This window comes from Nitrosospira multiformis, assembly GCF_003050865.1.
Classification (GTDB): domain Bacteria; phylum Pseudomonadota; class Gammaproteobacteria; order Burkholderiales; family Nitrosomonadaceae; genus Nitrosospira; species Nitrosospira multiformis_E.
On sequence record NZ_QAOK01000004.1, the window covers coordinates 30,028 to 53,228 of the forward strand.

At 53.3% G+C, this 23,201-nt stretch carries 21 protein-coding genes and 1 pseudogene; 14 read left to right on the forward strand and 8 right to left on the reverse strand.

Features of this window, described 5'->3' with window-relative positions; translation table 11 throughout:
- The 3 genes from C8R21_RS03260 to slmA all read left to right on the forward strand — a co-directional run bounded on the left by C8R21_RS03260 (position 1) and on the right by slmA (position 5,196).
- Entirely contained in the window at positions 1–3,123 is a 3,123-nt protein-coding gene (locus C8R21_RS03260; protein WP_107761423.1) for an efflux RND transporter permease subunit, read from the forward strand.
- Between the two features lie 131 nt (positions 3,124–3,254).
- On the forward strand, positions 3,255–4,139 hold the full coding sequence (gene argB, locus C8R21_RS03265; protein WP_181258838.1) for an acetylglutamate kinase: 885 nt from the start codon (positions 3,255–3,257) through the stop codon (positions 4,137–4,139).
- A 454-nt stretch (positions 4,140–4,593) separates the two neighbouring features.
- A complete protein-coding gene (gene slmA / locus C8R21_RS03275) occupies positions 4,594–5,196 on the forward strand; it encodes a nucleoid occlusion factor SlmA (RefSeq protein ID WP_011380461.1) in 603 nt (200 codons plus the stop codon).
- A gap of 376 nt (positions 5,197–5,572) precedes the next feature.
- Here slmA and C8R21_RS03280 read toward each other — a convergent pair whose 3' ends face one another.
- From C8R21_RS03280 to gpmA, 4 genes are all read right to left on the reverse strand, one after another.
- Positions 5,573–6,322 (reverse strand): HesA/MoeB/ThiF family protein, encoded by a 750-nt coding sequence (locus tag C8R21_RS03280; RefSeq protein WP_107761425.1) that lies wholly within the window; start codon positions 6,320–6,322, stop codon positions 5,573–5,575.
- Between the two features lie 308 nt (positions 6,323–6,630).
- Positions 6,631–8,094, reverse strand: a complete 1,464-nt coding sequence (locus tag C8R21_RS03285) for a S41 family peptidase (RefSeq protein ID WP_107761426.1) — start codon at positions 8,092–8,094, stop codon at positions 6,631–6,633.
- A 36-nt stretch (positions 8,095–8,130) separates the two neighbouring features.
- The gene (locus C8R21_RS03290; protein WP_258192233.1) at positions 8,131–9,405 is read right to left on the reverse strand and encodes a murein hydrolase activator EnvC family protein; all 1,275 of its coding nucleotides are present in this window, start codon (positions 9,403–9,405) and stop codon (positions 8,131–8,133) included.
- A 143-nt stretch (positions 9,406–9,548) separates the two neighbouring features.
- Positions 9,549–10,304 carry a 2,3-diphosphoglycerate-dependent phosphoglycerate mutase gene (gene gpmA / locus C8R21_RS03295; protein ID WP_074974364.1) on the reverse strand — a complete coding sequence of 252 codons (756 nt, stop codon included), beginning with the start codon at positions 10,302–10,304 and terminating at the stop codon, positions 9,549–9,551.
- 386 nt (positions 10,305–10,690) lie between these two features.
- Between gpmA and C8R21_RS03300 the strand changes: the two genes are divergently transcribed.
- From C8R21_RS03300 to C8R21_RS03320, 5 genes are all read left to right on the forward strand, one after another.
- Entirely contained in the window at positions 10,691–11,101 is a 411-nt protein-coding gene (locus C8R21_RS03300; protein WP_308811372.1) for a rhodanese-like domain-containing protein, read from the forward strand.
- Positions 11,098–11,367, forward strand: a complete 270-nt coding sequence (grxC, locus tag C8R21_RS03305; protein WP_107761428.1) for a glutaredoxin 3 — start codon at positions 11,098–11,100, stop codon at positions 11,365–11,367. The genes C8R21_RS03300 and grxC overlap by 4 nt, the downstream gene beginning before the upstream one ends.
- Positions 11,368–11,520: 153 nt before the next feature.
- The gene (secB, locus tag C8R21_RS03310) at positions 11,521–12,000 is read left to right on the forward strand and encodes a protein-export chaperone SecB (protein ID WP_107761429.1); all 480 of its coding nucleotides are present in this window, start codon (positions 11,521–11,523) and stop codon (positions 11,998–12,000) included.
- Positions 12,001–12,007: 7 nt separating this feature from the next.
- Positions 12,008–12,493, forward strand: coding sequence for an SH3 domain-containing protein (locus tag C8R21_RS03315; protein ID WP_107761430.1), 486 nt, complete (start codon positions 12,008–12,010; stop codon positions 12,491–12,493).
- Positions 12,490–13,491, forward strand: coding sequence for an NAD(P)H-dependent glycerol-3-phosphate dehydrogenase (locus C8R21_RS03320; protein WP_107761431.1), 1,002 nt, complete (start codon positions 12,490–12,492; stop codon positions 13,489–13,491). The genes C8R21_RS03315 and C8R21_RS03320 overlap by 4 nt, the downstream gene beginning before the upstream one ends.
- 60 nt (positions 13,492–13,551) lie before the next feature.
- On the opposite strand, the gene trmL is transcribed toward C8R21_RS03320, so the two are convergent.
- The 3 genes and pseudogenes from trmL to C8R21_RS16575 all read right to left on the reverse strand — a co-directional run.
- The gene (gene trmL / locus C8R21_RS03325) at positions 13,552–14,013 is read right to left on the reverse strand and encodes a tRNA (uridine(34)/cytosine(34)/5-carboxymethylaminomethyluridine(34)-2'-O)-methyltransferase TrmL (RefSeq protein WP_107761432.1); all 462 of its coding nucleotides are present in this window, start codon (positions 14,011–14,013) and stop codon (positions 13,552–13,554) included.
- Positions 14,014–14,035: 22 nt separating this feature from the next.
- Positions 14,036–14,512, reverse strand: coding sequence for a ComF family protein (locus tag C8R21_RS03330; protein WP_308811374.1), 477 nt, complete (start codon positions 14,510–14,512; stop codon positions 14,036–14,038).
- Between the two features lie 48 nt (positions 14,513–14,560).
- A pseudogene (locus tag C8R21_RS16575) lies at positions 14,561–14,707 on the reverse strand (double zinc ribbon domain-containing protein); the annotation flags it as partial.
- Positions 14,708–14,885: 178 nt separating this feature from the next.
- Here C8R21_RS16575 and bioB point away from each other — a divergent pair.
- The 5 genes from bioB (at position 14,886) to bioD (ending at position 19,679) form a co-directional block, all read left to right on the forward strand.
- Complete coding sequence (gene bioB, locus C8R21_RS03335; RefSeq protein WP_107761434.1) at positions 14,886–15,914, forward strand: biotin synthase BioB; 1,029 nt, start codon at positions 14,886–14,888, stop codon at positions 15,912–15,914.
- A gap of 74 nt (positions 15,915–15,988) precedes the next feature.
- Entirely contained in the window at positions 15,989–17,179 is a 1,191-nt protein-coding gene (gene bioF, locus C8R21_RS03340; protein ID WP_107761435.1) for an 8-amino-7-oxononanoate synthase, read from the forward strand.
- An 84-nt stretch (positions 17,180–17,263) separates the two neighbouring features.
- Positions 17,264–18,064, forward strand: a complete 801-nt coding sequence (locus C8R21_RS03345) for an alpha/beta fold hydrolase (RefSeq protein ID WP_107761436.1) — start codon at positions 17,264–17,266, stop codon at positions 18,062–18,064.
- Positions 18,061–18,984 (forward strand): malonyl-ACP O-methyltransferase BioC, encoded by a 924-nt coding sequence (gene bioC / locus C8R21_RS03350; protein WP_107761437.1) that lies wholly within the window; start codon positions 18,061–18,063, stop codon positions 18,982–18,984. The genes C8R21_RS03345 and bioC overlap by 4 nt, the downstream gene beginning before the upstream one ends.
- A 14-nt stretch (positions 18,985–18,998) precedes the next feature.
- Positions 18,999–19,679, forward strand: coding sequence for a dethiobiotin synthase (gene bioD, locus C8R21_RS03355; protein WP_107761438.1), 681 nt, complete (start codon positions 18,999–19,001; stop codon positions 19,677–19,679).
- 86 nt (positions 19,680–19,765) lie between these two features.
- Here the strand turns inward: bioD and C8R21_RS03360 are convergent, their stop codons facing one another.
- Positions 19,766–20,170, reverse strand: coding sequence for a phage holin family protein (locus C8R21_RS03360; RefSeq protein WP_074974351.1), 405 nt, complete (start codon positions 20,168–20,170; stop codon positions 19,766–19,768).
- A gap of 478 nt (positions 20,171–20,648) precedes the next feature.
- Here C8R21_RS03360 and C8R21_RS03365 point away from each other — a divergent pair, with 478 nt between their 5' ends.
- Positions 20,649–22,946, forward strand: a complete 2,298-nt coding sequence (locus C8R21_RS03365) for a GGDEF/EAL domain-containing response regulator (RefSeq protein ID WP_107761439.1) — start codon at positions 20,649–20,651, stop codon at positions 22,944–22,946.
- Positions 22,947–23,201: the final 255 nt, after the last annotated feature.

Consider the following 23,201-nt stretch of genomic DNA (forward strand, 5'->3'; position numbering starts at 1 on the left):
GTGCTGGCATCAATCATTCGTGCAATGCTCAAGCAACGCCTGATAGTGGTGGTGGTCGCGCTCGGCCTGGTGGCTGCCGGCATGCGCGCGTCAACCAAGCTGTCGGTTGACGCCTTTCCCGATGTGACCAACGTTCAGGTGCAGGTCGCCACCGAGGCGCCGGGCCGCAGTCCGGAAGAAATCGAGCGGATTGTCACTGTACCGGTGGAAATTGCGATGACTGGGCTGCCCGGGCTGGTGGAGATGCGGTCCCTGAACAAGAGTGGAATATCGCTCATCACGATGGTTTTCACGGATGAGACGGATGTCTATTTTGCGCGCCAGTTGGTGATGGAGCGGTTGCTTGGCGTTGCCAGCAAGATGCCGCCTGGTATTACACCGGTACTTGGACCTGTCACTACCGGCCTGGGGGAGGTCTATCAATATACCCTGGAGCATCCCGATGACGGCAAGCAAGCGCTTTCAGTGGAGGAGCTGACGCGGCGGCGCACCATACAGGACTGGGTAGTACGGCCGTTGTTGCGTTCTGTGCAGGGCGTGGCCGAAATCAATTCGCAGGGGGGTTACGTCAAGCAATACCATGTGCTGGTCAACCCTGACCGCTTGCGCCACTACGATCTCACCTTGTCCCAGGTGGATCGGGCGATTGCGAGTAATAACGCCAACTCGAGTGGCAACATCTTGCCTCTTCATGCCGAGCAGTACCTGATCAGGGGCGTCGGACTGATCCAGTCGTTGGACGATATCAGAAACATTGTTCTGAAAGAAGTCGACGGCGTTCCTGTGTTCGTACGGGACGTTGCCGAGGTTAAATTCGGGGCGGAAGTACGGCAGGGCGCGAGCATCAAGGGTGGATATACCGAGTCCGTCGCGGGTATTGTGATGATGCTGCGTGGCGGGAATGCGAAGGAAATTGTCGCGCGAGTAAAGGCAAAGGTTGCCGAAATCAACGATCGCAAGCTGTTACCAGGCGGTCTTCAGATCGTTCCATTCTATGATCGTACCGACCTCGTGGATGCTGCATTGTGGACGGTAAGCAAAGTCCTGATGGAAGGTATTTTTCTGGTTGTGGTCGTATTGTTCATATTTCTGGGAGATGTCCGCTCCAGCCTGATCGTCGTCGCGACGCTGATCATTACACCGCTGGTCACCTTTATGGTGATGAACCAGCAGGAGATTTCCGCCAATCTGATGTCGCTCGGAGGACTTGCCATTGCCATTGGTTTGATGGTCGATTCTACCGTGGTAGTGGTGGAAAATGTCTATCATCGCCTCGGGCATGCGAGTGGCACACGCGAATCCAGACTGCAAACCATCCTCGATGCGGTCGTCGAGGTAGGAACCCCAGTGATTTTCGGTATCTGTATCATCATTCTGGTATTTCTTCCGCTCATGGCATTGCAGGGCATGGAGGGCAAGACCTTCAGCCCGCTTGCATTCACCATCGCGATCGCGCTGGCGGTGTCGCTGGTCGTATCGTTGACGCTTTCACCCGTGCTCTGTGCCTATATTCTCAAGGGGGGCGCCGATAAAGACACTCGAATCATAGCCTTCCTCAAATCGGCTTATCATCGGTTGCTGAATTCGGCCCTGGCGCACGAGAAAACCACGATCGTCACTGCAATCGGTCTGCTCGCATTATCGTTTTCGTTGTTTCCGCTCCTCGGAAAATCCTTCATCCCGACCATGCAGGAGGGCTCCATTACGCCTGTCATCATCCGGGTGCCTTCGATCTCGCTGGATGAGGCTATCAAAATCGAATCGGAGGCAATGGCGCTGATTGCGGCAGTGCCGGGTGTCAAGAGCGTGGTATCGAAGCTCGGTCGTGGGGAGTCTCCTGCTGATCCGGCTTCGCAGAACGAGTCTGATCCTATTGCTGCGCTGGATCCCGATTCCGGTCGAACCCAGGCGGAAGTCGAGGAGGACATTCGCAAGGCCTTGGCCGTCTTGCCCGGTGTGTCCATTGTGTTGTCCCAGCCTATTGCGCAACGCGTTGACGAGATGGTAACCGGTGTACGCTCGGAGGTTGCCCTCAAAATTTTTGGCGATGATCTGGAAAAATTGCGCGAATTGTCTGAGCAGGTGGCGCGCATCCTGAAGTCTGTACGGGGTGCGCGTGACCTTCGTATCGAGCGTTTGTCGGGACAGCAGTCCCTGACCATCGATATCGACCGTTACGCGATCGCCCGGCATGGCCTCAACGTTGCCGATGTGAATGAACTGATCCAGACCGCCATCGGGGGAAAGGCGGTGACGACAGTGTTCGAGCGTGAGCGACGCATAGCCCTCGTTCTGCGCTTTCCGGAGCGGTTTCGGGACGACGTAGAGTCGATCCGCGATCTTTTGCTACGGCGACCTGGCGCGCCTGCTTCTGGTGGCGGCCTCGCAAATGGGGGCGTTCTGGTGCCGCTGAGTACCGTTGCGGAGATTCGCGTTGTCGATGGGCCGGCGCAGGTGTCGCGTGAATATGCGAAACGGCGGGTGGTGGTGGGTGTTAATGTGCATGAACGCGACCTCGGGGGCTTCGTTGAAGAAGTGCAGCAGCGCATCGCGAAGGAAGTGCAGCTTCCGACTGGTTATTACTTTGTCTGGGGTGGTCAGTTCGAGAACATGGAACGCGCAATGGAAACGCTTTCGATAATAGTCCCGCTTACCATCGCAGCGATTTTCTTCTTACTGTTTGTGCTGTTCAATTCCATCAAACTTGCCGGACTCATCATCCTCGTGCTGCCATTTGCCTCCATCGGTGGCGTCATTGGACTTTTTGTGACCGGCGAGTATCTGTCAGTGCCAGCCTCCGTGGGTTTTATCGCGTTGTGGGGTATTGCAGTTCTCAATGGGATTGTGCTGATTTCCTATATCCGGAAGCTGCGCGAGCAGGGAGCAAGTATAGCGGAATCGGTCATCAAGGGCTGTGAGCAACGCTTCCGGCCAGTGCTGATGACGGCAACAGTTGCGATGCTTGGCTTGATACCATTTCTCTTCGCGACCGGTCCGGGTTCGGAAGTGCAACGCCCCCTCGCCGTGGTGGTCATTGGTGGATTGATCACCTCAACCCTGCTGACACTGGTTGTATTGCCGACTTTATACCGCTGGTTTGACGAGAAGCCGGTAGAAATCTGAGGAGGAATCAAGACCCTTGTTGCTGATGACTGGCCTCTTGCCCTGTCTGTCGCCGGAGAATGTCTAATTTTTGAAGCCCGGCAACACGCTACTCAAGGTAAAATAGCGCAGAAAATTTCCTCAAATAAAACATGCTGTCATCTCAACCCTCCTCAAAAGACAAAGCAAAAATTCTGGCTGAGGCGTTGCCCTATATTCAGCGCTTTCATGGGAAAACCATTGTCATCAAATATGGTGGCAACGCCATGACTGAGGAGAATCTCAAAAAGTGTTTCGCTCATGACGTAGCGCTGCTGAAAGTGGTCGGCATGAACCCGGTAATCGTTCATGGAGGAGGCCCCCAGATCAACGATATGTTGAAGCGGGTGGGCAAGCAGGGCGCCTTCATTCAGGGAATGCGCGTGACCGATGCGGAAACCATGGATGTCGTAGAGATGGTGCTGGGATTGATCAATAAGGAAATCGTCAATCTCATCAATCAGCACGGTGGCCGCGCAGTTGGCCTGACAGGCAAGGACGGCAGTTTTATCCGTGCAAAAAAAATGATGATGCGCGACAAAGAGAGAGCGCACGAGTGGGTCGATCTCGGCCAGGTTGGAGAAATCGAGGACATCGATCCTGCCTTGATCGAGTTGCTCGAAACCCGGGATTTCATCCCGGTAATCGCCCCCGTGGGCGTGGGCAACCGCGGCGAATCCTATAACATCAACGCCGACCTGGTCGCCGGGGGACTGGCGCTGGTTTTGAACGCTGAAAAACTGATACTGCTTACCAACACACCGGGCGTGCTGGACAAGGATGGCAGTTTACTGACGGGGTTGACTGCACAGGAAGTGGATGAGCTAATTGCCAATGGCACCATTTCAGGAGGAATGATTCCCAAGATCAGTTCTGCGCTGGACGCAGTCAAAAGCGGTGTCAAAACCTGCCACATCATCGATGGACGCGTCGAGCACGGATTATTGCTCGAAGTGCTGACGGATGAGGGAGTTGGAACACTCATAAAGGCGAACTGATTTACTGCTTCATGGTAATCCGACAGGGCGAAGTGCGGTTTCTGGCCAAATATCCCTCAGGTCCTTATGGATTTCCTTCGAGTGAGATGGTCACCGTAAATTTTCTGGTAAGGACCGAACACCTGAAGTTGAGCTTATTAATTTGGCGAGCAAACAGTACAAACGTCATACCGGCGGAAGCCGGTATCCAGTGACGTTCAAAGCACGCCATTATTGGTTTGGACTGGATTCCGGTTTGCTGGATTCAGAGTCAGGCCCGGAATGACGAGATACATGGTGTTTTCTGGCCGGATCAATAGATGCCAACAAGGTACACGGAACGAAGCAAGTGTAATCGGGGAGATACACTTGTTTTACAGGATATCTCAGGCGCTGCGGCCTGCCCTGGTATGCCGCGTGCGCTAGTTATTATAAGTGGCAGAGCTTGAAATTCGGTATTGAAGCGAGGAAATCAATGACGGGCAGGCCTGGGGAAAGAAAAGATCAGATTCTGCAGGTTCTGGCAGAGATGCTGGAAGAGCCTAGGGCAGGTAAAATTACCACAGCGGCGCTGGCGGCAAAGCTGGATGTTTCCGAGGCCGCGCTTTACCGTCATTTCGCCAGTAAAGCACAAATGTTTGACAGTTTGATCGAGTTCATAGAAAAGACCCTGTTCACCTTCATCAATAAGATGGTAGCGGAAGAAAAAAGCGGCATCAGGCAGATCGAAGGCATCCTTGCCCTATTGCTTGGTTTTGCAAAGAAAAATCCTGGAATGACCAGGGTGTTGATTGGTGATGCCTTGATAAACGAGAATGAGCGTTTGCAAAATCGCGTCACCCAACTGCACGACCGTCTGGAGGCGACGCTCAAGCAGGCGTTACGTTTTGCAGTAAGCCAGCGGGAAATAGTAGAGGATCTGGACGTATCCGCTCACGCAAATATGCTGCTATGTTATGTTGTGGGCCGTTGGCACCAGTTTGCCAAAAGCGGTTTCAAACGCGATCCGATGGAATATTGGGAAGCACAGTTTAGAGAGATAGTTTCCAGCAATTCCTTCGGGCAGGTGGTTTCATAGCAATGCCGTATGAAGAATTATCCCCCTTCTTTTGCCTTTTCTTCGAGGAGCAATGCTTCCTCACTACGCCATCGCAATATAGTGCACCAAAAATACTGTAGTTGTAGGTGAGTTAGCCGCTTTAGTTTTTCAAGACCGTGTCTTCATTGGAGCCCTTGCCTTCCCTGAAGCCTGAGGCCTACCGGATAATGCTAGCCGGTTGCTGATCTGCGGGGAACGTCTCGTTCCATGCAGAGTGAGGCGGCTCTGGGGTTCCATGCCGTACCCGCTCAATCCTTTTTTCAGGAGAGGCGTCTATTGGGACTGCGACCCAAGGCGTGTTAAAAAGCCGGGAGGGGTATGCGCTGGATTCCTCGATCACCTCGGTACGCAAGAGCTACGGGTTTCCACAAACCTCGCACCCTGGATCCTTTCTCAGTTCGGACGATTTCCATTTCATGGCAAGACCGTCCAGCATAAGCAGGCGGCCGTTCAAGGTCTGGCCAGTGTTGGTGAGAATTTTCAGTGTTTCCGCAGCCTGCATGCAGCCAATGACTCCTACCAGCGGCGCAAACACGCCCATCACTGCACAACGCATGTCCTGATCTTCACCACCGGCTGGAAACAGGCAGTGATAGCATGGACTGTTCGAATGTCTGCGATCGAATACCGCGACTTGCCCCTCAAAACGCACGGCTGCACCTGATACGAGCGGCTTGCGGCGAAGGACGCAAGAATGGTTGATGGCATAGCGGGTGGGAAAATTATCGCTCGCGTCCACGACCACATCGGCGTCCCCGACCAGGTGCAGCAATCTTTTTTCATCCATGCGCTCGTCCAGCTCGATTACTTCGACTTCAGGATTGATTTTCGCAAGTGTCTTTCTGGCAGAGTGTGTTTTCGGTACGCCGATGTCGTCTGTACCATGAATGATCTGGCGCTGGAGGTTCGTCAGGTCAACTCTGTCATTGTCACAGATGGTGAGTCTTCCCACCCCGCTCGAAGCAAGATACATGGCTGCAGGAGAGCCCAGGCCGCCCGCGCCGACTACCAGTACATGCGAGCGGATCAACGCTTCCTGACCCTGTATTCCTATCTCTGGCAACAGGATGTGACGGCTGTAACGCAGCAACTGATCGTCATTCATTTGGAAAATGATTCGCCGCCGTCCGGGAGTGCTACTGGATATCCCCCTTTTTCAGAAGATGGGAGTAGCGGGCATAAGTGAGGCATACGGGAACATAAGGACAGATGCAAGACAATCAGATGGGCGGTGTATCAATGTGAATTTCCCGGAGATAGGGGAAAGGTGAGGGCGTAATAAATAAGCGGGGCAATGCACTGAACGTGCTCGACCTTATGCACAGCATCTGTGGACTTTGCAGGGAGGCAGGCAGCGGAAGAATTAGGGCATTTCGCCTCGATTCTTTCGCTGCCTTATGTTCAGGAGTTGCCTCAGTTTTCTATTTTTGCAGTTGCCCGCTTGCCTGAATTTTCCTTGATATAGCTGATCGCCTGAACCAGCAGCAGATCATCGCTGGAGCCGAATTCAGGAGGTGACTCACGCTTCTTGCTCTTGTCTTCTTCGTTCTCGGGCTTGGCCGGCTTGGCTCCCGTTTTTGGCGCCCCCTTCGCTTCCGGCACTACCTTAGCTTCCGGCGCTACCTTCGCTTCCGCCTCCCGTTTTGACTCCTCCGCCTTGCCATTGGAGAGATGGCGATCGAGATCAGCTTCACGCAGGCGCTCGACTTCATCCTTTGCCAACTCGTCCATGACATCAGGCGTAATTCCCTTGGCCTGGATGGATTGCCCATTTGGCGTATAGTACCGCGCTGTGGTCAATTTGATGGCTGTGTTGTTCCCCAGCGGTAAAATGGTTTGTACCGAACCTTTACCGAAGGTTTGCGTTCCCATCACGATCGACCGTTTATGATCCTGCAATGCGCCGGCGACGATTTCCGAGGCTGAAGCCGAGCCACCATTTACGAGCGTCACCATCGGTACTGTCTTGATCCCCGGTGGGAGCCGCTTGACATAGTCATTCTTCGTATCGCGCAGATAGAACTCAGGACTGGCCTTGAGTTTCATCTTTGCATCTTCGCTACGGCCATCAGTATAGACAACCAGAGAATCCTCCGGTAAAAAGGCCGCAGATACTGCCACTGCCCCATTCAGCAGGCCGCCCGGGTCATTACGCAGGTCCAGCACCAGTCCCTTCATCGACCCCGCATTTTCCTTGAAAAGCTTATCTATCGCTTTTGCCAGATTTTCCCCCGTCTGTTCCTGAAACTGGGTGATACGAATATACCCATAGCCGGGTTCGATCATTTTCGACTTCACGCTTTGTATCCTGATGACGGCGCGAACCAGCGGGAACACAATCGGCTTGGTCTCACCCTTGCGTACGACGGTAAGGGTAATAGGAGTATCGGGCTTGCCGCGCATGCGCTTGATGGCCTCCGTAAGCGAGAGACCCTTGACTGCCGTATCGTCCAGCTTGATGATAAGATCTCCCGGTTTTATCCCGGCGCGGAAAGCGGGCGTATCCTCTATAGGTGAAATGACCTTGACAAACCCGTCTTCCATGCTGACTTCGATGCCCAGGCCACCGAACTCGCCCTGCGTGCCAATCTGCAGCTCCTTGAACGCATCTGCATCAAGATAGGCGGAATGAGGATCGAGGCCCGTCAGCATGCCATTGATGGCTTCGGTGATGAGCTTTTTGTCTTCTACCGGTTCGACGTAATCATTTTTTATCCGGCCGAACACTTCTGTGAAGGCGCGAAGTTCCTCCACCGGAAGGGGATGCAGGACCCCCTGCGGTTCCTTATCGGCAACAGCAGAAAAATTGAGGCTCAGCATCACGCCGGTGATTGCACCGAAAATGACGAGGCCGAACTGCCGCATTTTGTCGCCCATTAAATATTCTCCAAACAAGTCAAATTGTTGCTTAGATCATTTTATTCTGACCCAGTTCAAAGGGTCAAACGGTTTGCCCTGATGGCGCAATTCAAAGTATAGGCCGGTATCGGAGTTTCCACTGCTATTGCCTACTGTGGCTATCGTCTCTCCGGCATTGATCACGTCTCCCACCCGCTTATGGACCGCTTCATTATTTCCATAAAGACTCATATAGCTGTCGCCGTGGTCCAGAATCATCAGATTGCCGAACCCTCTGAGCCAGTCGGCGAATACGACGCGTCCATTTGCAATCGCCTTTACACTCTCGCCGCCAGCGGCGCGGATGAACAACCCTTTCCAGGTAACGCCACCATCTGCACGTGGACTCCCGAAGCGGTTCGCAAGTTCCCCGCGTACTGGTGAATTCAGGCGGCCGCGGAGGGAGGAGAAGGACGTTCCATTCGCGAATGGCATCGCATTCTCCGATGAATCGGGGGAACTGCTGTTGCTGGCAGGAGCAGGGGGTACGCCTGGCTCGGAAGGTTTTTCAGATGCCTCGAATTTCTTTTTCTTCGCAAGCATCCTGGTAAGTTTTTCCACCAGCCTGGTGAGACGGTCTTCATTGCGTCTGAGCCGGTTGATTTCGCGCCGCTGCTCTTCGGCCTGCAGTGATATTTCTGCCAGAAGCTTCGCGTGACCGTCTTTTTGTTGTTCGAGCTGTACTTTCTGCTCGGCGTGCCGTGCGTGCACACCCGAGATCTCGGCACTTTTTTCCCGGCTGGCGAGGCTGAGCGTATTGAGCTTCTCAAGATTCGCACGCAGGCCATCGATACCTTCCTTGCGAGCGCGTGAGAAATATTCGTAATAGTGGAGATTGCGGGCTATTTCATTAGGATTCCGCTGACTCAGCAAGAGACTCAAGTACTCTTTTCGTCCGCCTCCGGCGATATAGAGCCCGTAAAGCAGGTTCCTCAACTGCAGTTGCTGCGCCGCTATTTCCTTCTTGATCTGGGCAGACTGCGCTTTCAGCTGGCCAAGCTTGCTGTTCGCTGCACGCCGCTGCTTGGCGAGTTCCGCAAGCCGCCGGTTAGCGGCATCGATCGCTTTTTCCGATTCGCGCAGCGCTCCCGCCGCTTCGGACCTGTATCCTTCCGTATCCGTGAGTTCCTTTTCCAGCGTCTCGATCTTGTTTCTCAGTTGTTTCAACTCTTCACTATCGGATGGCTCCGCGGCCACAGGTGCTTGCCAGATTAACAGCGCGCAGGCAGGGATAAGCGTGCGGCAGACCTTGAGCCAGAGACGAATACGGATTGAGGCTGAAATTTTCAAACGTATCGAGCGTGAGCAGATCCTACGCCATCGAGCAGTGGGATGAGAAGGAAAAGGTAGCCGGATCAGAAGTCAGAGAGTATGCGTATAAAGAACAGACACGGCAAGTACGGCAACAGGAAAAACAGAGATTAAACCAAAAGTTAAAGGTTGGGCAGAATTTTTCCCTGATTCGCGACGACCTGCATGGCCTGCTCGATTTTTGCCTGGTCTCCGAGATAATAGCTGCGGACCGGTTTCAAGTTGTCGTCAAGCTCATATACGAGTGGAACGCCGGTCGGAATATTGAGCTCCATGATTTCCTGTTCGGAAAGGTTATCGAGATACATGACGAGGGCCCGCAGCGAATTTCCGTGCGCGGTGATAAGCACGCTTTTGTCACTTTTGACCTGCGGGGCAATGCTTTCACGCCAGTAGGGCAGAAACCGTGACACGGTATCCCGCAGGCACTCGGTAAGGGGAATATCCAGCTTTGGCAAGTTCCGGTAGCGAGGGTCGGAGCCGGGATAACGGGGATCATCGGGGGTGAGCGCAGGCGGGCGAATATCGTAACTCCGCCGCCAGATCAATACCTGTTCTTCACCATATGCAACTGCTGTTTCAAGTTTGTTCAGGCCTTGCAACGCGCCATAATGACGCTCATTCAGCCGCCATGATAATTCGACGGGAATCCACATCTGATCCATTTCATCCAGCACGATCCATAATGTGCGAATGGCGCGCTTCAGTACCGAAGTGTAGGCAATATCGAAAGTGAATCCGGCTTCCCGCAACAGGCGTCCGGAATTGTGGGCCTCCTCCGCTCCTTTTGGAGTCAAGTCCACGTCTGTCCAGCCCGTAAAGCGATTCTCCTTGTTCCAGGTGCTTTCTCCATGTCGCAGGAGAACGAGTTTTTTCATGTTCTTGAGCAGATAATATTTTCCGCGATGGGAAAACTTTAAATTTTACCGTATTTTCGACACTACCGCAGCAGCCAGAGCAACTGAGCAGCTGCCAGAAGGAAGTGGTTAGGGCAGTGGTTGGGGCAAGTAGTTGGCGCGTCGGAATATCTTGATCCCTGCCACCGGCAGGATGCTTTACAGGACAACTTGCCCCCATCTTTGCCTTGCCCGGGATTCTTTCACACGTGCTCTGGGGAACAGCCACCACGCGAAACAAAGACTGAAAAAGGAGTGAAGCGTGAGAATTCCGTACACCTTCTGTCTCTGATAGAATAATCGGTTACGAAAGTCAAGGAAACCAGAGATGGGAGCCAGAGACTAAAGGGATTTTTAGGAGACTTGCTGTGTCATCATTCTTACAGAACAACATTATGCTGATTGTTGCTGCCCTCGCGAGCGGTATCCTGCTGTTATGGCCGCTGGTTTCGCGGCGTGGAAAAGAAGTGGATACGATGGCAGCGGTGCAGCTCATCAATTATAAGGAGGGGCTGGTGCTGGATGTACGCGAAGGGAGCGAATATGAATCGGGACACGTTCCCAATTCAAAGCATATTCCAGCCGACAAGCTCGAACAGCGGTTGCAGGAGTTGGATAAGTTCAAGGACAAGCCGGTGATATTGATCCATCGCAGTGGGGCTAATACCACCGGCAAGGCAGGTTTCCTTCTGCGGAACCAGGGTTTCCAGCACGTGCACAATCTTGCAGGTGGTTTTGATGCCTGGCAGCAGGCCAATTTGCCGGTAATAAAAAAATGAGCGAGGGGTCTGCAAAGGTATTGATGTACTCCACCGGTTTCTGCCCGTATTGCGTCATGGCCGAACGGTTGTTGCGAGCCAGGGGCGTGGGGGAAATAGAAAAGATACGGGTGGATCTTGAACCCGCACGCCGCGTGGAGATGATGGAGAAAACGGGACGCCGCACGGTTCCCCAGATCTATATTGGTGATATGCATGTGGGCGGTTATGACGATCTGGCGAAGCTTGACCGCAGTGAAGGGCTGGCAAAGCTCCTCGCAACGTGAGTTGCCTCTCGAAAAGGGCGAGGCAGGGAGGAGGGTTGCAGCAAGTTTGAGCAGGATGGGAACACCTTTTTGTGAACAGTTTTTATTTCCGGGGATTATGGTTTGGATTAATGTTCACCTGATTCACAGTTTTATCATTCTTTGGAATCCGACATGAGCAACGAGCAGCAGCAACCGGTTTTCAGCATCGAAAAGGTCTATGTCAGGGACCTTTCTGTTGAAATACCAAACGCGCCCAGAATATACCTGGAGCGCGAGACGCCTGAAGTGAACATCCAACTGCACAGCAAGAGCGAGCGCATCGATGAAACCTTGTATGAGGTCGTGTTGACAACGACCGTCACCGCAAAGGTCAAGGACAAGACGATGTTTCTGGTGGAGATACAGCAAGGTGGTGTTTTTCAGATTCGTCATGTCCCGGAAGCTGAAATGGAGCTTGTGCTCGGTATTGCATGCCCAAATATTCTCTTCCCCTACCTGCGCGAGGCGGTTTCGGATACTGTGACGCGCGCGGGATTTCATCCGGTCATCTTGAATCCAGTGAATTTCGAGGCACTTTACTACCAGAGAAAGCAGCAGGCGGAGAATTCGTCGGCCCCGCAAACTCCAGAGTCACAGCAAATCACGCATTAAAATAAAAATGGGGTTTGTGCGCGGTTCATCGAAAATATCATCCTCACTGGGCCGGGGATTGGCTATTCTCGGATTGGCGGTGTCGATGTTTCCATCGCTCGCCGTTGCGGCGCTGGAGTTTTATTCGATTAATGACAACGTCGCAATAATGTATGACGCGCCGTCACTCAAAGCGGGGAAGTTATATGTGGCCAGCCGGAATCTGCCAGTTGAGGCTATTGTAAAAGTCGACGGATGGGTAAAGGTTCGCGACAGTGAGGGAGCGCTTGCCTGGGTAGAAGAAAAAGCCCTGAGTGAGAAGCGCTATATCATCGTTACCTCGCCACTGGCGGACGTCTATCAGGTGGCAACTACCAATTCGCCCCTGATGTTCCAGGTACAGCAAGGTGTAATTCTGGAGTGGCTGGAGCCCCCGGCCAACGGGTGGGTGAGGGTGCGGCACCGTGACGGTCAAACCGGGTACGTCAGGACCAGTCAGGTCTGGGGCTCATGAGAATAGCGGTGATGGGAGCGGGCTCATGGGGCACCGCGCTGGCTCTCAGTCTTTGTGCAAGCACCGCCTCTTCCCACCAGGTAACATTGTGGACCCGCAGGCGTCAGCATCTGGCTGATCTCGTTTCACAGCGTATCAATCGTCGCTATTTTCCCGCTTTTCCTTTACCGGCATCGTTGCGGTTGACCGCAGAGCTCAAAGAGGCTGTCGAGGATGCCGACCTCGCCCTGATCGTTGTGCCGGTTTCGGGTTTGCGTGAGACTTTACGGGAAATTGCAGCAAGCGGCAAAAAGGTCCCTGTAATTTGGGGATGCAAGGGATTTGAATCGCAATCGGCAAAGCTTCCTCACCAGGTGGCCGAGGAGGAATATGCCGGAGAAGCGCCATATGGCGTCCTATCAGGACCGAGTTTTGCACTTGAAGTCGCACAAGGCTTGCCCGCGGCTCTGACTCTGGCTTCCGAGGATGGGGAATTCGCACGAGAGGTTGCCGCGCAATTGCACACCCCGCGGTTGCGCGTTTATTCCTGTACCGATGTAGTGGGTGTGGAAACGGGTGGCGCAGTCAAGAACGTCATATCGATTGCTGCAGGTATTTGCGACGGTATGGGGTTCGGGTACAACGCCCGCGCGGCCTTGATTACGCGTGGGCTGGCGGAAATTACCCGGTTGGGTTTAAAACTGGGAGGACGTATGGAAACCTTCCTGGGTTTGACCGGGGTGGGTGATCTGATACTGACCTGCACAGGGGATTTGTCGCGCAACCGCCGGGTTGGGCTGGCGCTTGCAGCGGGCCGCTCCCTGCCAGACATTCTGCAGGAATTGGGGCATATCGCCGAAGGCGTCCAAACGGCCCGCGAGGTATTGCGATTAAGTCACCTGATGGGCATTGAAATGCCCATCACAAAGGGTGTTTGCAGTATATTGGATGATGGTGTTCCGGCTGGACAGGCGGTAGAAGCGCTGCTCAGTCGTGAACCGAAATCAGAAATCTATTGAGCGGATCAAGAGCCAATAGAGAAGGCAGTACACCCCAACTCATCCAGCGCTACGCGAATGCTATGCGAATTCCATCTGGCGCCACGCCTCATAGACTATCACGGCAACAGCATTCGACAGGTTGAGACTGCGGCTTCCCTCTGCCATCGGTACGCGAAGGCAGTGCTGCTCAGGGAAATTTTCCAGCAGATCAGCTGGCAGGCCGCGGCTTTCAGGGCCGAAAAGAAAGGCATCGCCAGGCGAATAGGTAACAAGGTCATAGCGTTGTTTTCCTTTGGTGGAAATCGCAAAAAAGCGTCTGCTCCTGTCCCCGAGTTCGTCCATACATTCCACCCAGTCTGCATGCACGCTGATACTGGCAAATTCGTGGTAATCCAGTCCGGCACGAAGGAGTTGTTTGTCTTCCAGCGTAAAGCCGAGGGGCTTGACCAGATGTAAGCGAGTGCCTGTATTGGCGCACAGGCGAATGATATTGCCGGTATTGGGCGGAATCTCGGGTTGATACAGAATTACATCGAACATATCGATTCTGTCTTACATGTTTTTATGGAGTGCCGGGAAGCGTGCGTGCGACTACCCACGCGCTGATATGAACCGCTTCGCATTTACGCAATACCCTCGCCAGTTCGTTCAACGTTGCGCCCGTGGTCATTACATCATCGACGATGGCAATACGCTTTCCGTTTAATTTTCCCTCGCAGTCAAATGCGTCTTGAATATTTTTTTCCCGCTCCTTCCATGGAAGTCGAGTTTGGGAAGCTGTATCCCTGACGCGACGGCATAGCGCAGGCAGCAGGGGAACGCCCGATTTTTTCGATATCTGCCGACCTATCTCCATCGCCTGGTTGAAACCCCGTTCCCGCAATCGTGCCGGGTGTAATGGCATCGGAATGATGAAATCCGGTAATACAGTCTTGTCGATCTGTGCCAGCAGCAAATCTGCCAGGACCGGCGCCAGGGCAAGATTAGTCCGGTATTTGAGCGAGTGGAGAAGCGCATCGATCGGAAAGGCATAGTTCACGGCGGCGAGCGCACGATCAAAGGCCGGAGGATGAGCAAGGCAAGCACCGCAGACGCGGTTTTCCTCCGTCGGTAATGCACAGATCGGGCAATGATGCGATGAAAGATGGGGCAGACTGTTCCGGCAAGGCGCGCAAAGGTCTTCAGCAGCGGCACTTCCACAGAGGAGGCAGTTTCTCCCGAATAACGACTGCACTATTTTTGATCGGTAGTTCAAAAAAACCCAGGAAAAAATTGACAACAATGGCGCAATTTGTGATTATGCCATTCGCTACTGAAGAAGAGGCGGGAAAATAAGAGCCATTTGGCTTTCATTTCGTCTGTCGTGAACAGGGGTTCAGACAAATCGATTGCCAAACATTGAGGGATAGGGTATGAGCCAATCAGCTTCCGGTGTCGTTGACATGGAAACGCCCTCGGGCGAAGCGGTCGACAGTTTCTCTGACAAACTTTCCAGCCTCGGCGCTGATTTTCGGCGCTGGGACGTTCGTCGCATCGAAGCGCTGCTCGATCTGCCGTTCAGCGACCTGATTCATCGGGCGCAACAGGTTCACCGTCAATATCACGATCCCAACGGAGTGCAACTTTCCACACTGATTTCCGTCAAGACCGGGGGTTGTCCCGAGGATTGCGGATATTGTCCGCAGGCAGCGCGCTATCATACGAATGTGGAAAATCAGGACATGCTCACGGTTGAAGATGTGGTAGCAGCAGCGGCAGCCGCCAAAGCGCAGGGGGCTACGCGGTTTTGCATGGGCGCAGCATGGCGTGGTCCCAGGGAGCGGGATATGAAAAGCGTGGTGGAAATGGTGAGGGCTGTAAAAGCGTTGGGACTTGAAGCGTGCACGACGTTAGGTATGTTGAAGCCAGGACAGGCGGAACAGCTTCAAGAGGCGGGTCTGGACTATTACAACCATAATCTCGATACATCACCCGAATTTTACGGGGAGATCATTACCACCCGCGATTACGAGGACCGGCTCGACACCTTGCAAAAGGTTCGTCATGCGGGTATCAATGTGTGTTGTGGAGGCATTGTGGGCATGGGTGAATCACGCCGCGCCCGCGCCGGATTAATCGGCCAGTTAGCCAATCTCGATCCTTATCCCGAATCCGTTCCCATCAACCATCTGGTGCAGGTCGAAGGTACGCCCCTTCATGGGACAGAGGCGCTGGATCCTCTGGAATTTGTGCGCACGATTGCAGCTGCGCGCATTACGATGCCGAAGGCAATGGTAAGGCTATCAGCCGGAAGGAGAGAAATGCCGGAGGCAGTGCAGGCGCTGTGTTTTCTCGCTGGCGCCAATTCCATTTTTTACGGCGATAAGCTGCTTACTACCGGCAATCCTGAAGCGGAACGGGATAAAGCGTTATTTGACAAGCTGGGGCTGCATTCCATATAGCGGCTTTTCACCCCGATCTCCTTTATTTTCCCCTGCCCTGCGGCAAATGATCTTATCGGGCAACCTCCGCTCGTATGCTCAACGACTCGGATTCAATCCATCAACCGGGTGAAGGCCTGGGCGAATACCTGCGCAACCGTGAAAACCGGCGCCTGTATCGTCACCGCCTGACACTTGAGAGCCCCCAGGCCCCTCGGGTTACGGTAAACGGTCATGAATACCTGGCATTTTGCAGTAACGATTATCTCGGGCTTGCTAATCATCCCGAACTGATTGCAGCGATTTGCGAAGGCGCGGCGCAGTATGGCGTGGGAGCAGGCGCGTCGCATCTCGTCAGCGGGCATTCGCGGGCACACCATCTGCTGGAGGAAGCGCTGGCATCCTTTACCCGGCATCCCCGGGCATTGCTGTTTTCTACCGGATACATGGCAAACGCAGGCGTAGTAACAGCGTTGACCGGGCGGGGTGATGCCATATTCGCAGACAAACTCAATCATGCATCGCTCAACGACGCAGCGCTTCTATCGCACGCGAGGTTGAGTCGTTATCCCCATCTGGATCTGGCTGTTCTGGAGCGGCAGCTTGCCGCATCTCAGGCCAGACGCAAACTCGTGGTATCGGACGCAGTATTCAGCATGGATGGAGATATCGTACCGCTTCCAAAGTTGCTGGAGTTGTGTGAAAGATACGACGCCTGGCTGTTGCTCGACGATGCGCATGGGTTCGGGGTGCTGGGCGACCAGGGGAGGGGGATTCTGGCGCACTTCAATATCAGTTCGCCACGCATTATCTACATGGGAACGTTCGGCAAAGCAGCAGGTGTATTTGGGGCTTTCGTAGCCGCCCAGGGAGAAATCATCGAAATGCTCATTCAGTGTGCGCGAAGCTACATCTACACCACTGCGACTCCGCCGTTCCTGTCTCATGCCTTGCTGAAAAGCCTGGAACTGATCGGAAGCGGTGCGTGGCGACGTGAAAAACTGGCGCGACTCACCAGGCTGCTCAAGCAGGAATGCCGTTCCCTGCCCTGGAAACTGCTTCCGTCGGATACTCCCATCCAGCCGCTAGTCATGGGAGAGAATGCCAAGGCTCTGCAGGTCAGCGAAGCGTTGCGCCAGAAAGGTATTCTGGTAACCGCCATTCGCCCGCCTACTGTACCGGAGGGGACAGCGCGTCTGCGGATCTCGTTATCCAGTTCGCATGATATCGAGGATGTTATGGAACTGGGAGCAGCACTGCGGGAAATCGACCGGGATATGGGATGAATATAGAATGACTCAGCACCTTTACACCCGATATGACATTCGACTTGTAAGGGTGAAGTTTGCGGATACAATGTGGGATGGTGGATGGGCGAGGTGAGCCTTTATGTTGAATCTCTTGGTGAAGGTCCCGATCTCGTTCTACTGCATGGGTGGGCCATGCATAGCGGAATGTGGGGGGAAGCTCCGAAATTTCTGGCGCAGCATTTCCGCGTGCATCTCATCGACTTGCCGGGCCATGGGTTCAGCCGGTTCCCCTCCCTTTATGAAACGGGAGAAAAAACCGATGTCGGCGAGTGCATGGTCGAGAGGGTGGTGGAGGTTCTGCCTCCCGGCTGTGTAATTTGTGGATGGTCGCTGGGCGGCCAACTCGCAATCGAACTCGCATTGCGCGAGCCGGGGCGCGTGAAGAAAATCGTATTGACTTCCACCACGCCCAGCTTCGTCAAACGCAAGTACTGGCAATGGGGAATGGAGGAGTTGACATTGAGGGCGTTTGCGGAAAATCTCAAACGAGACTTCAGCACCACCATGAAGCGATTTCTTACCCTGCAGGTGAATGGAAGGGGAGATGCCGGGAAGGTATTGCCCGAGATGCGAAGACTTTTGTTCGAGCGCAGTGTGCCGGAGCCGGAAGCATTGGAAGCGGGATTACAGATAGTGCTTGCGAACGACCTTCGCCGAAAGCTGCGAAACATCGTTCAACCCGCTTTGCTGATACACGGTGAGAACGACGTTATTGCTTATCCCGAGGCAGCGGAATGGATGAAGCAGCAGTTTCAGGATGCCGAGCTAGTCATGCTACCGAATTGCAGTCATGTGCCGTTCCTGTCCTATCCTGATAAATTCGTTGCGAATATCGTTCGCTTCATAGATGAGTTCAAATGAGTTCAAATGAGTCTGCAGTGAATCACGACCATTTCATCGATAAGCGCCGGGTGCGTAAGGCGTTCGAACGGGCTGCGCCTTTATATGACCAGGCCGCGATTCTCCAGCGCGAAGTGTGCGACCGGATGTTGTCCCGCCTTGAATACATCAAATATACGCCTGATGTTGTTCTCGATGCGGGAAGCGGCACCGGCTATGGGACGCGTAAACTGCTTGAACGCTATCCGGATGCATCCATGCTTGCCATCGATATTGCACCGGGAATGCACTGGCAGGCTCGATATCGGGTAAATTCCACAATCCCGCGCTGGCGCCAGCTGCTCGGGATGGGCCATAAACAGGGCGCAAACCGGATTCGCTATGTCGCAGGCGATATCGAACAACTACCGTTGAAAGATTCCTGCGCCGGTCTTGCCTGGTCAAACCTGACACTGCAATGGTGCAATGATCTCAAAAAAACCTTTGACGAGATGCGGCGTGTCCTGCAAACCGGCGGCTTGTTCATGTTCAGCACTTTGGGGCCGGATACGCTGAAAGAGTTGCGGCAGGCTTTTCGCCAGGCGGATGATTACAGCCACGTCAATCGTTTTACGGACATGCACGACATTGGCGACATGCTGGTGCATAGCGGCTTTGCAACCCCGGTTATGGATATGGAATATATTACGCTGACCTATGATGAAGTAATCGGTGTGATGCGCGATCTCAAAGCCATCGGCGCCCATAACGCCACTGGGACGCGGCCCCGCGGCCTGACCGGAAAAAATGCGTGGCAAAAAGCGGTCGGTCATTATGAGGCGCTGCGTTCAGGGGGAAAATTGCCAGCGACTTTTGAAGTGGTGTATGGCCATGCGTGGAAACCCGCGTCTCGAACATCCATTCTTACACCGGAAACACGCCGCCACATCGGTCTGGAATAAGGGTATTTCGCCTTATGGGAATGGGAAGCGGGTATTTCGTCACCGGGACAGATACCGGCGTGGGTAAAACGCGCGTGAGCTGCGCTCTGCTGCATGCCTTTGCTGCCGCGGGAAAAACTGTGGCGGGAATGAAGCCCATCGCAGCCGGAAGCGAAAACGGGACATGGCCTGATGTCGAATTACTTGCTGCGGCAAGCAGCGTTTCCGTGGGACGCGAGCATATTAATCCTTATGCGCTTGTTCCTCCGATTGCTCCCCACATTGCTGCAGACAGGGCAGGCGTTGAAATCGATCTCGAAGTGATTCATCAGGCACACCTTGAGTTGAGAAAAAAAGCGGATATCGTGATCGTGGAAGGAGCAGGAGGATTTCTCGTCCCCTTGAACGACCATGAGGACAGCGCTGCGCTGGTGCAGGCTTTGGGTCTACCGGTCCTGCTGGTGGTCGGAATGCGGCTTGGCTGCATTAATCACGCACTGTTGACGGCTCATGCCGTTCGAGCAGCCCAAGTCCCCCTGGCGGGATGGGTGGCAAACCGGATCGATCCCGAAATGGCGGTTTTCGAGGAGAATGTATTGGCTCTGGAGCGGCGGCTTGACTGTCCATTGCTTGGCATATTGCCTTACGATCAGAGCCATGATGCCCGGGATTTGTCGCCCTTGCTGGATATTGCAAGAATCAGGATGGGCTCCTGACTAATACAGAAATGCGTCCCACCAGGATCTGCTCAGAGTCTTTATCAATATACGAGAGTGAGGGCGCGAACTTTGGTTTATTGCTCTCAGATCATCACGCCTTTTTGCTGAGTGGGCATCTCGAAATAATTCTTTTCGGGTTGAAATACCATCGTGCCGATGAACAGGCTGACGACCGTGACAACGATACTTGCAAAAAAGGCAGTCCAGAATCCGGAAATCCTGAATCCGGGCACGAGTGCCGATACCAGCATCATCATAAGGGCATTGATAACCAGCAAAAAAAAGCCAAAGGTGATCAATGTCAGCGGGATGGTCAGAATGATGATGACTGGTTTCACGACAGCATTGACCAGGCCCAACAGCAAGGCGGATATGAACAGAGATTTTTTACTGCTGAATGAAATCCCCTGAAACATCAGGCTCGCTATCCATAGCGAGAGCGATGTGACGCCCCAATGAGCCAGAAATGCCATCATGTTATCCAGCATTTTTCAGTCCTGATTTCCGGGGTCATATTTGATTGGTATATTAACAGCTACCGCCAGGTGAGCGCAGAAAGTTTGGCATGATAGTACATTTGCCTTCAGGGGTATCGGTAAATTTTACAGCGATCTGACTGTCGTTTGGGAAGAACGGCCTGCATGGCGAGGTCAAGCGGATGGGCACAGATCCTGCTTATTTTTAAAGTGCGGCGTTTCGGTATCGGTTCTGATGTATTGTGAGTCCTGCAGTATTTGTCCTGTGGTATTTCCAGCTTCCACAGATGTTGTAGGGTGGTCTGAACAGGATTATGATGCGGCGTCTTCGCCCCCATCTAAATAAGGGGTAAATCCGGGTAATCAATCTGGCATGCAAGCAGACGAGCGATGCTATATGCAAAGCAACAGATTGGGTTGAGCATCGGAACAAAAATTTATTAGCCATGGACGGCGCCAGCGTTAAACAAATATTAAAACGGAAAATTCGATGACGTCTTCTGCCGATATTCTTAATGCCCGGATTTTAGTGGTCGACGACCGGAAAGGTAATGTCGAGCTCCTTCACGGCATGCTTTCGAGCGCGGGTTATACTTCAATCGCCTGCACCATGAATCCCTGGGAAGTGTGCGATCTTCATCGCACCAATCGGTACGATCTCATTCTCCTCGATCTGATGATGCCGGGAATGGATGGATTTCAGGTGATGGAATGTTTGAGAGAAATAGAAGCGCAAATAGAATCGGAAGCAGGATATGAAAGCGGGTTTCAGGTTGAATCTCAAGGTGAGCGTTCTGCTCTTCCCGTCCTGGTAATCACTGCCCAGCCGCAGCATAAGGAGAGAGCCTTGCAGGCAGGCGCAAAAGGTTTTATTACCAAGCCTTTTGACCGTCTGCAGATGCTGACCCATATTCACGACGTGCTTGAGATCAGGCAGTTGCAGAAAAAGCTGCAGAAATTTGCTGTGCGCAGTGAAGTCGTGCCAGGGGAAAAAACTTTTCCCCCGGGAACTGGAGATTTGTTTGATCAGCTTGCGGGTAATCTTCCCCAGGTCTTCTGGATCTGGGATGTCCATGACAAAACCTTTCGCTATATTAATCCTGAGTGGGAGAAAATGACGGGACAGCGGGTTGGCCAGGGAGATAAGCTGGAAACGATTTTCGAACCTGTGCATCCGGAAGACATGGAACGTGTCCTGCGCGAAGCGGCAAATCTGCCGCTCGGGGGCGTGGATCATGATTACCGCTTGCTATTACCAGATATGTCGATACGCTGGGTCCACTCGCGCACTTTCCCGATCAAGGATTCAACCGGCGTGCATCGAATCGTGGGTGTAATGGATGACATCACCCAGCGCAAGCAGGCTGATCAGCAGTTGCTGCATGTTTCCCATTATGACGCGCTCACGCATCTTCCCAACCGCGTCCTGTTCTATGAGTCACTCCGCAAGGTAATCAAACAATCTGAAATGAATCACCGGATCGTTTCAGTACTGTTTCTCGATATTGATAACTTCAAAAATATAAATGACACGCTGGGTTTCGCGCTGGGAGATGAATTGCTGCGTGAGTTCAGTCTTCGTTTGCTGGAATGCCTGCGTGTAACCGATATCATCGCGCGCATCGGAGGAGATGAATTCGGTTGCATTCTTGTCAGCGCTGACGGTTTGGGGAATGCGGGCGTGGTTGCAAGCAAGATCAGGGAAGCATTGCGCCAACCCTTCGATCTACAGGGTCACCAGGTCACGGTAACAGCGAGCATTGGAATCAGTGTGTACCCGATGGATTCGATTGATGCCGATACGCTCGTAAAAAATGGAGATATTGCGATGTACCGGTCGAAGACGGCAGGCAGGGACACCTACCGCTTCTTTACGCCGGAAATGAATGCCCGCGCAATCGAGAAACTCGACCAGGAAAATGCGTTGCGGAAGGCGCTCGATCGGGATGAGTTTGTCTTGCATTATCAGCCGAAGGTGGATCTCTCCAGCGGATGGGTCACTGGCATGGAAGCCCTCCTGAGATGGAAACGGCCCGAACATGGCGTGGTGGGGCCGCTGGAATTCATTCCGGCACTCGAACAGACCGGGTTGATTACCCAAGTGGGCGCCTGGGTAATCGAGAGCGTATGCAGGCAGATTGCGGAGTGGCGGCATGCGGGGATAGGAGAAATCCCGGTTTCGGTCAATGTCTCGGGAAGGCAGTTTTCGCGGAGCACTTTGAACCAGGATGTTATTCGGGCAACTCAAGCCAACGGCATCCAGCCCGCACTGCTCGAATTCGAATTGCAGACGGAAAGAGCATTGCGGGAAAACAGCATTGATTCCGATCTGCTGGAACTGGAACTGACGGAAAGCTCTTTGATGACGCATGCAAAAAAGACAGTAAGTATTCTGCAGAGGTTGAAGGTGCTGGGAATCCAGATCTCGATCGACGACTTTGGAACCGGTTATTCAAGCTTGTCATACGTAAAACGGTTTCCAATAGATGTGCTGAAGATCGACCGTTCTTTTATCCAGGAGATCACTACAAATTCCGCCGATGCCGCCATTACGACTGCAATCATCGATATGGCGCACAGCCTTCATGTGAGAGTAGTAGCGGAGGGTGTGGAAACTGCCGAACAATTTGATTTCCTGAAAGGAAGAGGCTGCGACGAAGTGCAGGGTTTCTACTTTTCACCTCCGCTCCCGGCAAACGAAATATCCCAATTGTTGTTGAGCGGAAACCGTCGGCTTAAACCAACTCCATGCCGGCCCAATGCCGGCGAATCTGCCTGTAATCCTTGATCTCCCCGCCTGAGCACCTGATAGATTCTTCCGCCACTTCCCCCTGGAATGATTTGTTCAGTGGTTCCTCCATTTGTATTGAATATGCTTCGACACTCGCTGATCGCGCGCCCCAGCCAAGCCGGGCGCAAGGGGAAAAGAAGAAGGGGAGTAATAAATTCAGGATCAGAACAGATAGCATTACTGTTAGGATCTGGAACGGGTAAAATATGTACCTGTTCCTTTCTGTTATCTCTCATAATTTTTCTTGTTCAT

Excerpts from the sequence above, each read along its gene's own strand:
- argB (WP_181258838.1), top strand. The coding sequence starts at position 3,255 with ATGCTGTCATCTCAACCCTCCTCAAAAGACAAAGCAAAAATTCTGGCT.
- slmA (WP_011380461.1), top strand. The coding sequence starts at position 4,594 with ATGACGGGCAGGCCTGGGGAAAGAAAAGATCAGATTCTGCAGGTTCTG.
- C8R21_RS03280 (WP_107761425.1), bottom strand. The coding sequence starts at position 6,322 with ATGAATGACGATCAGTTGCTGCGTTACAGCCGTCACATCCTGTTGCCA.
- C8R21_RS03285 (WP_107761426.1), bottom strand. The coding sequence starts at position 8,094 with ATGGGCGACAAAATGCGGCAGTTCGGCCTCGTCATTTTCGGTGCAATC.
- gpmA (WP_074974364.1), bottom strand. The coding sequence starts at position 10,304 with ATGAAAAAACTCGTTCTCCTGCGACATGGAGAAAGCACCTGGAACAAG.
- grxC (WP_107761428.1), top strand. The coding sequence starts at position 11,098 with ATGAGCGAGGGGTCTGCAAAGGTATTGATGTACTCCACCGGTTTCTGC.
- secB (WP_107761429.1), top strand. The coding sequence starts at position 11,521 with ATGAGCAACGAGCAGCAGCAACCGGTTTTCAGCATCGAAAAGGTCTAT.
- C8R21_RS03315 (WP_107761430.1), top strand. The coding sequence starts at position 12,008 with ATGGGGTTTGTGCGCGGTTCATCGAAAATATCATCCTCACTGGGCCGG.
- C8R21_RS03320 (WP_107761431.1), top strand. The coding sequence starts at position 12,490 with ATGAGAATAGCGGTGATGGGAGCGGGCTCATGGGGCACCGCGCTGGCT.
- trmL (WP_107761432.1), bottom strand. The coding sequence starts at position 14,013 with ATGTTCGATGTAATTCTGTATCAACCCGAGATTCCGCCCAATACCGGC.
- bioB (WP_107761434.1), top strand. The coding sequence starts at position 14,886 with ATGAGCCAATCAGCTTCCGGTGTCGTTGACATGGAAACGCCCTCGGGC.
- bioF (WP_107761435.1), top strand. The coding sequence starts at position 15,989 with ATGCTCAACGACTCGGATTCAATCCATCAACCGGGTGAAGGCCTGGGC.
- C8R21_RS03345 (WP_107761436.1), top strand. The coding sequence starts at position 17,264 with ATGGGCGAGGTGAGCCTTTATGTTGAATCTCTTGGTGAAGGTCCCGAT.
- bioC (WP_107761437.1), top strand. The coding sequence starts at position 18,061 with ATGAGTTCAAATGAGTCTGCAGTGAATCACGACCATTTCATCGATAAG.
- bioD (WP_107761438.1), top strand. The coding sequence starts at position 18,999 with ATGGGAATGGGAAGCGGGTATTTCGTCACCGGGACAGATACCGGCGTG.
- C8R21_RS03360 (WP_074974351.1), bottom strand. The coding sequence starts at position 20,170 with ATGCTGGATAACATGATGGCATTTCTGGCTCATTGGGGCGTCACATCG.
- C8R21_RS03365 (WP_107761439.1), top strand. The coding sequence starts at position 20,649 with ATGACGTCTTCTGCCGATATTCTTAATGCCCGGATTTTAGTGGTCGAC.